Origin of the sequence: Lacticaseibacillus manihotivorans DSM 13343 = JCM 12514, assembly GCF_001435035.1 — a bacterium.
Lineage (GTDB): Bacteria > Bacillota > Bacilli > Lactobacillales > Lactobacillaceae > Lacticaseibacillus > Lacticaseibacillus manihotivorans.
Genome location: NZ_AZEU01000177.1, coordinates 1 through 10,429, shown reverse-complemented (window position 1 = coordinate 10,429; position 10,429 = coordinate 1). Strand labels below are relative to the sequence as shown.

General features: G+C 46.6%; 8 protein-coding genes, 1 pseudogene and 1 other annotated feature. Of the genes and pseudogenes, 1 reads left to right on the top strand and 8 read right to left on the bottom strand.

The annotated features are described in order from the left end of the window. From FD01_RS16310 to FD01_RS15755, 4 genes are all read right to left on the bottom strand, one after another. A partial coding sequence (locus FD01_RS16310; protein ID WP_056964095.1) for an isopeptide-forming domain-containing protein occupies nt 1-1,980 on the bottom strand: 1,980 nt, incomplete at its 3' end. Between the two features lie 133 nt (nt 1,981-2,113). Then, on the bottom strand, nt 2,114-2,503 hold the full coding sequence (locus FD01_RS10180; protein ID WP_056964093.1) for a hypothetical protein: 390 nt from the start codon (nt 2,501-2,503) through the stop codon (nt 2,114-2,116). A 14-nt stretch (nt 2,504-2,517) separates the two neighbouring features. After that, nucleotides 2,518-3,450 carry a hypothetical protein gene (locus tag FD01_RS10175; RefSeq protein WP_054719706.1) on the bottom strand — a complete coding sequence of 311 codons (933 nt, stop codon included), beginning with the start codon at nt 3,448-3,450 and terminating at the stop codon, nt 2,518-2,520. 304 nt (nt 3,451-3,754) lie between these two features. Then, complete coding sequence (locus FD01_RS15755) at nt 3,755-3,904, bottom strand: LPXTG cell wall anchor domain-containing protein (RefSeq protein ID WP_082611839.1); 150 nt, start codon at nt 3,902-3,904, stop codon at nt 3,755-3,757. Nucleotides 3,905-5,713: 1,809 nt separating this feature from the next. Here FD01_RS15755 and FD01_RS10165 point away from each other — a divergent pair. Next, the gene (locus tag FD01_RS10165; protein ID WP_056964089.1) at nt 5,714-6,298 is read left to right on the top strand and encodes a hypothetical protein; all 585 of its coding nucleotides are present in this window, start codon (nt 5,714-5,716) and stop codon (nt 6,296-6,298) included. Nucleotides 6,299-6,505: 207 nt separating this feature from the next. On the opposite strand, the gene FD01_RS10160 is transcribed toward FD01_RS10165, so the two are convergent. From FD01_RS10160 to asnB, 4 genes and pseudogenes are all read right to left on the bottom strand, one after another. Beyond that, the gene (locus FD01_RS10160) at nt 6,506-6,985 is read right to left on the bottom strand and encodes a cyclic nucleotide-binding domain-containing protein (RefSeq protein ID WP_225436212.1); all 480 of its coding nucleotides are present in this window, start codon (nt 6,983-6,985) and stop codon (nt 6,506-6,508) included. A gap of 24 nt (nt 6,986-7,009) precedes the next feature. Next, a pseudogene (locus FD01_RS16860) lies at nt 7,010-7,189 on the bottom strand (primase C-terminal domain-containing protein); the annotation flags it as partial. 30 nt (nt 7,190-7,219) lie between these two features. Beyond that, complete coding sequence (locus tag FD01_RS10155; protein ID WP_054719569.1) at nt 7,220-7,771, bottom strand: hypothetical protein; 552 nt, start codon at nt 7,769-7,771, stop codon at nt 7,220-7,222. Nucleotides 7,772-8,176: 405 nt separating this feature from the next. Beyond that, the gene (gene asnB / locus FD01_RS10150) at nt 8,177-9,766 is read right to left on the bottom strand and encodes an asparagine synthase B (protein ID WP_056964087.1); all 1,590 of its coding nucleotides are present in this window, start codon (nt 9,764-9,766) and stop codon (nt 8,177-8,179) included. Nucleotides 9,767-9,830: 64 nt separating this feature from the next. Continuing rightward, nucleotides 9,831-10,079, bottom strand: a binding site (T-box leader). Between the last annotated feature and the right edge of the window lie 350 nt (nt 10,080-10,429).

The following is a 10,429-nucleotide window of genomic DNA, read 5'->3' as shown; positions in this document are numbered from 1 at the left end:
CCCCCCCCCGAGAATTCTTACTTTGCGTAAGGAGATACCAGCTAACACGAGAACGGACATTAATACTGCAATCATAATGATTGCCTCCTTTTTCTGTGTTGATCCAGTTGATGGTAATTGAATCTTGGTTTTGTTGGTGACGGTCGTGGTTGGTGCAGCGCCCGTCGGCCCTGATTTAGCGGCACCAACGCCTGTGAGCAATTGGTGACTCGAATCAGTCTTTAACTCAACGTAGTAGTACGTCTGTGAAGCGTCCTTGGCGGCTGAAAGACCAGACCAAGTTGCTTTGCCGTCTGCACCAGTAGTCACAGTGTAGTCGGCTAATGAGGATGAGTAGTTATTGTCAGAAGGATAAACGGCATTGCCGTCAGTGTCTTTCTTCAAATACTTACCACCCTTGGCGTTGGCTGCTGTATCTGCCAGCGCAAACTTGATCCCGCTGAGCGCCTTACCACTTGCATCCGTCTTCAAAAGGTTCACTTCTTGAGAATTGAGATTCGTGGTGACAGTGTTCGTTGGCTTGGTGTCCGTGTCTGTGGTAAACGTACCTTGGTTGGTGAATGTGTAGCCGCCCTTGGCATTGAGGTAGCTGCTGAGATCAACACCCGGCTTCAGCGTCGCCTTAAAATCAAAAGTATAAGTGTGATTATAGAAATCACTCGACTTTAACTTGGCTGCTGCAACCGAGAGCTTGTAGTTGTTTCCCGCTCCAAGGTTGTTAAACCAGCTCGTCACGTCAGTCCCCGCCTCGTTGGTAACCTTGACACTATTCACGTTCCAAACTGGTGCAATATTGTCAGCCAGGTACGCAACGGTGTAGTAGGTTCCTGTTGATTCGCCTGGGATAACCTGAGTGATCTTCCACTCGTTGGTTTCAGTTGCCGAACTGAGAGTGTTCGCTTGAACATTCTTTTCATCCTCATCACTGACGGTCTTTGCCGGAACCACCGTTGCCGAACGAACTGGCTTGATCGAAGTGAAACCAAACCAGGCACCAGGGTTGCTATAAGTGTAATTTGGGTTCAACGAAATGGCTTGGTCAGTGGCATTCAGATTATCCGTAAAGGACACTTTGCTATAATTGGCAGCGGATGGCCAGATTTCCTTGAATGATGATAATGGTAAGCTCGGCGCTGCGAATACAGGCCACCAAACCATATCCAATGAGCTTTGATTCTTGAACGTCACCGTGATCATGGCATTGTCACGTTCTTGGCTTTTATCGGCATCATTATCTTGAATGTCGTTGGAAGCAATGTCCGTGAATGATCCATAGTCGTGATAAACCAGATTGTTGTCACTTGTGGCATACAAATTATCGAACTTCGCCATTGTCGCAGACGGAAACGCAAGGTTTTCACTTTGGTTCTGACCAGCAATATTTGAAGTTCCAACGCCACCGTTATCAATATCGTTGAAGCTGAAATAACCAGAAATGTTCATCGGGGTATTGGTTCCATGCTTTAGGAACGTCCACTTCGTTGCCACGGCCGACCCAGTCGTGTTGATCCCGATTTGATCATTAGCAAAGGACACCAGGTTATAAGTTGAATCATCCGTGTGCTGATTGAGAATCCAATCGGTCAAGGTGATCTTCAAGTCAACCTTTTGTCCTAGGTAAGTCCCAACATCGGAATAAAGCGCGCCTGCATCGCCTTTCTTCAACGACGAGTCTAGCTTGATACTGGTATTGCTCATTGGCGCTTTACTTGCGCCCCAATGCGTCCCAGAACCAATAATTTTCATAGTTGTGGAACCGTCGATAAAGTTTGGAATAAAGCTATAGTCCGAAGACATCCGGTCCCCCGCGGTTGGCACTGTTACCTTCGACCAGGACTTTAGCGAATCAAAGCTTTGATCATAGTAGGTAGCCGCCGCGTGAACTGAGTTACCCGACGAAAAAAGCGCCAGCGATAATCCCGCTGACGCTGCAAGCGCAACTCCCAACGCGAGGCGCTTGAAATACTTATTCATTTTCATACATTTGCTACTCCTTCCATTATGGAGTCTGTCTTACAACATCATTCATAATGGAAGGGTTCTGCTCGAATAGCCGGCATGACTGATTACCCCCTTAAAGCGCGCACTATCACATGTTCAGAAGCCTCCAAGGCTATCCAAGGATGAATTTGTGTAAATGACTCTCCTTAAATATCTCCAAGGGTTCTGTGCTTCTAAGCGGCGCCAATCGTTTTGTTTTGCTATCAGGGGCAAGATTATTGATCCAACGAGAGCAATCAGAATGCTGCGCTCCAACAAAATAGACCTTGCCGGTGTTGTACCCAATTACTATATACGTTGGTGTCTCAAGACTTGCGCCCATTCGGAGCATTGAGTTAGTCGTAATTGGCTTTCGATCACGTACCAGGCGAAAGACCACGCCTCGATCGACACCAGCTTTTCTTGAAAATCCTGTCACAGATAGATGCTTCCCCGCCATATATGATGAAACCTTATTGGATAGAGCATCAAAAACTGATGATTCTGATTTGACTTCTGTCATTTCCCATCACTCCATTATTTTGAAATTGAATAGTATAAGTTGGCCCCCGACTTGGGATCTTTCTTAATCTCAAGACTTCTTTGATTTTGGCTTAGTGCTTGATAGATGTTGGACTGAAGGCTTGTCCAATTCGGTAGCTGCTTATTTTTTTCGAAGTAATCAGCAATTTCACGAATGCTGCAACCAGGATGCTCTCTGATATAGCTGAGTACTCGATCAACCGATCGCTTATACTCCGTTACATAGTCAGCTTCAGCAGCCGTTGACCCACCAACTGTCTGCATCATCTTTTCATCCAAGTGAGCTTTCCAGTCAGCAATCGCCTCATCTTCAATCAAGTACGAAATTGGTTTGATCATGATATTGATGCCGTCGTTCGGCTTCATAACCCGATCAAAGCTATCTGAGAGTGTCGCCCAATTCCAAACGGAGTCAATCTCCACAGACCCACTACCAGGGTAGTTCTGATACTCGTACCGATCTTTGGCAATCTCGACAAGACTATCAACGGTCCATTCAGATACCGCCCGTTTTGGAAAACGCCTGCTCGTCATCCAACTACCTTCGTAAGCAAAATTACATATCCCATCACGGTACGCAATTTCTACTAACGAATTTTTCGGTTTCATAGTGTCAATGGTAATCAAGCCAATTCCGTTCTTACGTAAGAATCTTGCTGTAGCTTCAGGAATTTGCTGCTTCGGCTTAGGAATCGCCACAAACGACTGGTTAACTAACCCGATCCAATTCGCTGCTTGCTCAACAACCTTTAGTGACAAGTTATTCTTCGTTTCAAAGGCATAGATTTGGTTATCTTTAATAGCAATAAGATCCGCACGTGCGTATGCGCCAAGGCATCCAAGATGACTAACTTCCCCGTAAACCGAGAAACCCTTTCCTCGTAGCCACTCTCTAAGTACTAGAAACAAAGTTCTTTCTTTTTCCATGGGTGCCTCCTGCATCTGTCCGTTGCTATTATTAACACTACCGCGAGATCACGAATCTCAGCAGGCCGCATGCGGAGCCTGACGGTAGCAACACTTTGGGAGTGTATAAAAAAAGCCCCGGTGGGGTGACCGGGGAACTAAATCAAGGAATGGAGAATACCTTCACCAGCATTTTGTTGCTGGCTAAACTGCTGTGGGGTCGTGAGCCTCCCGGCCAATCTGTTGATTGCCTGACAGCAGCCGTCTAAGTACTCAAGTACCTAGACACTTTAGTACTAGAATACTTAGGTATTAAAGTACCAAACTACTTAGTGACTTTGATTTTACGTAAGTTCAAGCCTAATAGCGCACTTAGCGCAATTGCAATTGCTCCAAGAACACCCAAAGAAGATTCCTGACGGTCACCAGCTTGCGGAAGCTTAGCTTCAGTACCGTTACTAATCACATCAGTCATACTCTTTACAGCCTTTTCGTCCTTCGCTTGAGCGGACTTACTAAACTTCGACTTGCCAGATTGTTGTGCTCATCGCGACGCTCGAAAGCGCCGTGCCGTTTTTTACGGATATTTATATCAATCGTTTTTGGATCACTCACCTTTATCGTGATCAGGGTACGTAGCCTAACCTGCATCGCTACGTTGGTGTAGAGTTTCGCGGAAATCTCTCAACCTAGACAACCCAATTAGGATTATCTGTGTGCCGCACGGCTAGAATTAACTGATACCATGCGGGCTTCTGCTAAGACGTCCATTATTTATTGGCTTCTTGGTGCGCGTCACACGCCAGCACGCGAAACGGCTTAGCTCCGTTCGCCCAAGGAAATTATCTCAAATGTCAAAGAACTTTTCCGACGAGTTATCCACAACTTCGCTTGAAGCCTGGATGATCAATTCATCGAAACGCGGCAACCGTCGATCGTTAATCCACGGCTCCCGTTATTTAGTACATACCCTCAGTGCTTTGACCCGCCAATAGCTGTATCAGCCTTGGGTTCTAGCACCACCCGCCTCAGCAAATTATCAGTGTGACCTTCGGAGAACGAATGCCGTTTTGCCACTGCAATCGGTTTCGCCTCTGAGTTTAGCACCATTTGTGCCATTTGATACGCTTGCGTTGCCGATACTGTTAATCCAGGTGTCGATTGCCTAGCAAACTGTCCGTTATGTAGATTAACGTAGACATCCTGATCTCGCGTCCGAACGATAATAGCCCGGCTAATCAGCTCTTGGATGCTAAATGGCCCAACATTACGTAGATAGTATTTTTGACGATTCCAACCCCTACTGCGTTCTCGCCCACTCATGCTGTTCACTCTCCCAATTTAATGCCCAGAAATTACAAACAACTGCCTATATGGCCTAAAAATCTCAGAAAGAAGCTCGAGCATTCTCAGCAGCTATAACAAAATAAAAAGCCCAGAATCATGGTATGCACCAAGATCCTGGACTTGCATTTTCATTGTATAACGGACTACTGGTAACTATACACTTATCCACAATATCAGCTACTTAACGGTAATTAAACCGCTACAAAGCTATGCAGAACTGTGCTAAAATAGTCCACAGCCTGAAAAGGCTAGCCGTGGAAGTGGGTGTGTTCGCGCACGCCTACCCGATACCCAAGTTTTGGCGAACAAGGGTCGGGCCACGGTTTTTTTATTTTGTTTTAAGAATACTCGAACTTACGGCTCTATTATTTACACCTTCATGCAAAATTTGCAAGCAATATTTTAAAACTTAGCAAAATTAACCTATCGATCCTTAAGTAATCCCACCCATATCAACGATTTTCACCGCCCAACGTCTTTGTCTAAAAAGAACTAGATTCAAACTTCCCGGGAATCGTAGAGAACATACGTTCTGTACGTCTATAATATACACCTTGCTTCGGATGTCATCAAGCAGAAATAGCAAATCTACCAACAGTTTTTAGTTGACACTGATCGCCCCGTCTTAAACGGCTCAAGACAAACTTGTCAAAACGTCTGCACGGTCAGGCACACAGCGGACGTTCAAAATATCGCCAAGTGTAAATCTTTATCAATGGTTGTCTATAATATACGCTAATCGTCTTACAATGTCAATGGTTGTCATCACAAAATTTAGTCAACACCCGTCAATGGTTGACTAATAAATTAAAATACAACCATTGACGCGAAATAGATGAATACACCCGGATAAGTTGGTACGACTCCTAGTCAACAGTTGACTGAAATATTTGTTACCACAACCATTGACGGTTATAATTAATTTGGAGGTGACGACATGGCATTACAAATGGAAACACTACTCAACATCATTGAAAGCACCGGAACCAATCCACCTGTGACACTGCTGGCAAAGTACCTTGGAATCAGCAAACAAACCGTCTACAAACGCGCGAAACAATACAAGATTGACCTGCACACGCCGCTAACACGCGAAACCATACGAAAACTTGGAACAGCACTACCACTCAAAGGGGGAACGCGAAAGAGCGCAATCGATCACGTAAAAGATCAACGTGACGAAGCACTCAAGCAGGTGGCCGCCCTCCAAGTAGCAAATAACATTGAGCGCGAAAAAGCTGCAAAGACCTGGCGCGAGGTAAGCGACGCCTACCTGAAGATTGTACAAACGCAAGACGCAACAATCTCCCATCAGCGTAGGGAAATCGACCAGCTTACAAACACCCTTCAATCCGTCCTAGCCACGTTAAACGTGCAAACACGTGACCAATCAGACATTAAAACAATCAGTGGCCAACTCTCACGCACAGGCCGCATTAGATCACGCTCCAACCACACCACCAAAAACCCCAGTAAACACTACCAATCGATTCATCATCAAGAAAATCTTCAAGATCAGTAACGCTCAGCAAGCCTGCAAAGGGCTGAAAAAACACCAACCACGGCAGTCCACGCCCCAAAAAGATCCTATGACCCTACCCCCAAAGCAGCAGCCAAATAATGGAAGGCTGCTTTTTTATATGCCATAAATAACACAGAGCTAAGTACAACACCAAAGAGCCACGCCAACCTTACTAGACATATGTATTGGCAATTGAGAACATTTAATTTAGCCTGTTCCACCGGGATCCGGACGGTCTTGCATCGGAGGTAGTGTCATCTGCATCGTAATCTTTAATGCAGTATGAGGCACACTTGTCCCTTCAACAACACGGGGGGAATTAAGTGTATGCTGAGAGCCAACATACTTGGCAATCATACGAGCGGTGGCTAAGTAAAGCCCTCCATTACGCCCTAAGACACGCCGAACACTAATAGTTGCTTGGGATTGCATCTCATTCAACAATCGAAGTAATGATTGACGGCTGATACCAAGCGAATCTTGAAGTGCCTGGTAAGTAAATCGTGCATGTCCTTTCACCAAGTCGGTGCTGCGGTTCATTAGACTGAGCAAATCGCGACGCCATTCCTCTTGATGTGAGTAGCTGCGTTGAGCACGTGGCTTTTTGACGTGATTCCAAGCATGTAAGCCGCTCATAATCTTTGTTTGTGGGGCGTAACGCGCGCATAGCTCACGAACGTAACCCATATTCGCCCCCTGGTAGCGTCCACTATAAGCCGAACGTACAATCGTGCGAACTTCATTGTCTTTCAGTGGATCTGATTGGGCTGAAGACCATTGATCAGCAAAATCGTAAGCCTCTACTTTTGATACACCTGATGAATATTGTGCCAGGCAAAGGGTTAGCAATGTATTGTTTCGGCCGTAGCCACTACCTTGGGCATTAGATATGGTGTTACCCTCAAAAGTGAGACAGCGAATCTAGTATAATAACATCAAAGTATGATTACTGGAGGATCTGTTATGGCTAAGAAGTACAACCAAGATTTCAAAGACATGCTCATCGAACTGCACGCTGCAGGCAAGTGTTAGCGCACGGAACCCTTTTTTATAGATGCCATTATCGTGATCAAACGTACGCGCTAAAAGTTCGGTCTGTTTGGCGGTATCACGTGTAATAAGCGTGTCGTCTAGAATAAAAGTCAAGCGTCTTCGTGAATCAATAAAGTGGTGTAGATACTTGATCAGTGCTTGGGCAATCATGCAGGTCAAACGTTGCCAGTTAGTTCGGCCATCATTAAGATAATTGCGGACAGTTCGAGTGGTGAACCGTGGATTTGGCTGAGCCCGGTATAAAGAACGACCAAGAAATTTTGTCGTTAGAAGCCATTCGATAATTTGAATCAGTGAGAATTCACCGTGGTGACGACCATATACATGGGTTGAAAGCTTAGAAAATCCAATCAACTTAGAGAACCCATGAATTGTTTGAGAAAGATCCAATTCCTCTTGATGATGTTCTATAATAGACATTGCACAAGCACTCCTTTGTATCTTGGTTTTAGTCGATTCAAGTATACTGCCAAGGCGTTGCTTGTGTTTAATTTTGCTCAAAAGAAGCCCGGAATGACGCATAATTCACGTCATTTCGGGCTTTCATGTTTTAGGTCTCAACTGAAACTTGAAAGTACTCCAAAGAACCAGAGCCCCCGCCAGCTCTGGTTTTATTGGTCCTAAATTAGTTTCAGTTAGAAATGTAATGGTCCTCGCGGTACCTCTAGCTTAGCTCACGGCCTGCCTTATGGTTGGTCCGCACTTCCAATAACGTGCTCCTAACCACGGGTCTAGTAGCTAAGTACGGGTAAAGAACACCGCGTTCCGCGATAACCTTTACCCTAGCTTAGCCATACGACCCGTCGAGGAGGTTAGTCGCACTTCTTACTTGCCCGAGTCCCCGTAGTTGGAGAGGACGCGAGCGGACGGGTCGTCAACGTCACAACCTTCCCAGTCGCTGTTTGGCATCCAGTAGTCCTTGATCCATTCGGCCTTGCCCGGGAAGAATTCTTCAAAGATGTCGCGGTAGAGCAGGGATTCCTTGGTAAATGGTGCCTTGTAGGCGTACTTTTCGCTGGCCTTGGCTACGTCTTCATCCGTGTACTTGGCGTCGGCGTATTCCTTTAAGTCGTCGACCAGGGAGTGGCCAACGGCGTCGGAGAAGGCCGCCTTTTCCCGCATCAAGATGTCGTCTGGCAAGTAGTCTTGTCCGGCAAAGGCCATCCGCAACAGGTACTTCCCCTTGTCGTAGTGGTTCATCTTCATGTCCGGGTCTAAGGACATCACGTATTCCACGAAGTCGAGGTCGGCAAACGGCACCCGGCCTTCAAGCGAGTTAGCCGAGATGCAGCGGTCGGCCCGGAGCACGTCGTACATGTACAGTTCACGAACCCGCTTCATCGATTCGCTTTGGAAGGCCTCGGCGTTCGGGGCGTAGTCGGTGTACTTGTAGCCGAACATTTCGTCGGAACATTCCCCGGTCAGGATCACCTTCAGGTCGGTCGTTTCGTGGATCTTCTTGCACAATAGGTACATTCCGATCGAAGCCCGGATGGTCGTAATATCCCAGGTTTCCAGGGTATAAATAACCTCACGCAGCGCCCCTAAAACATCGTCGCGAGTCATGATGAATTCGGTGTGGTCAGTGCCTAAGTAGTCGGCAACTTCGCGGGCGTACTTGAGATCGATCGGGTTGCGGTCCATCCCGATCGCAAAGGTCCGTAACTTTTTGCCCGGCATTAACTTAGACGCGATCGAGCAAACAAGTGAGGAATCCAGCCCCCCGGACAACAGGTAGCCGACCGGAGCGTCAGCGTGGAGCCGTTTTTCCACCCCCTTGACCAGGTAATCGCGGATGCCGGTCGTGGCTTCTGCAAAACTTGGCGTGTGCATCCGGGTAACCATGGCCGGGTCGCGGTAGGTAACGAACTTTTCGCCGTCGTAGTAGTGGCCCGGTGGGAACGGGAAGATTTGGTCGCACAAGTCCATTAGGGTCTTGGCCGTGGAACCAAAGGCGATTTCGCCCTTCTCCTTGGTGTAGCCGTAAAACATTGGCCGGATCCCGATCGGGTCACGTCCGGCCACGACCTTCTTGGCCACCTTGTCGTATAAGACGAAAGCAAATTCGGCGTCGAGCATCTTGCACATGGTGTCCAGTCCGTACTTACGGTAAAGTGGGATTAAAACTTCGCAGTCGCTAGAGCTTTGGAAGGTGAAGTCGTCTTTTAAGTTCTCTTTGAGCTGTAAGAAGTTATAGATTTCCCCGTTGCAGACCAGGGTGCAATCTTCGTCCTTGAAGGGTTGCATCCCGTCATCGGACAGGTCCATGATCGCCAGGCGGTTGAAACCAAACATCACTGCGTCTTCTTCGACGGTTTCGGTCATGTCCGGGCCGCGGTCAACGTTTTTCTCCAGGGCGTCGCAAAAGGTCGTTAAATCAAATTCCTTAGAATCAACAGCTAAAAATCCGCACATTGTAAAGTCTCCTTTGAGGTTAAACCGTGGATGAAAAAAATAAGCCTTTCACCCCTTGCTTTTGACAAGGGACGAAAGACTTATTTCCGCGGTACCACCCAAGTTGGCTAGGGTATTACTAGCCCACTTTTCATTGAGTACAAACATACTCATCCGGTGGTAACGTTCCGGTCACGACTAAGCCTACTTTGCAATGCATTTGGGTTAGTAATCTTCGAAAGTGTTATTCAATCGCAGAGGGTTGGTCAGGTTTCCACTAGCCCTGACTCACTGGACAAATCAACGACCTACTCGTCTTTCTCATTTTTCTCTTATTTATTTTTCCCAATTTTAGCGAACTTTATTTAAGTTGGCAAGCCCCTAAAGCGATTTTTTTGAAAAAAGTGTAACGCCCCGACCAAAAAAGGGGCCAAAATGGGGTGAAGAACGAACTTCTTAAATCGGGGTGCAGATCCGGTTCGGAAGTGCAAAAGCGCACCCAAAGAAGCTTATTAACCCTTTCTAATAAATCGGCTAATAATTGATTCTATAATAAAGTATGGGTAAAGAAGGCAAGTAGGGGGTTCTGGTGCAAAGTTGAAATTAAGCGTAAATCAAAGTGACTGTTTTTAGTGGTTGTAGCCTATGCCGCTAACAATTGGTCGACTTCTTGATACGCTGAAA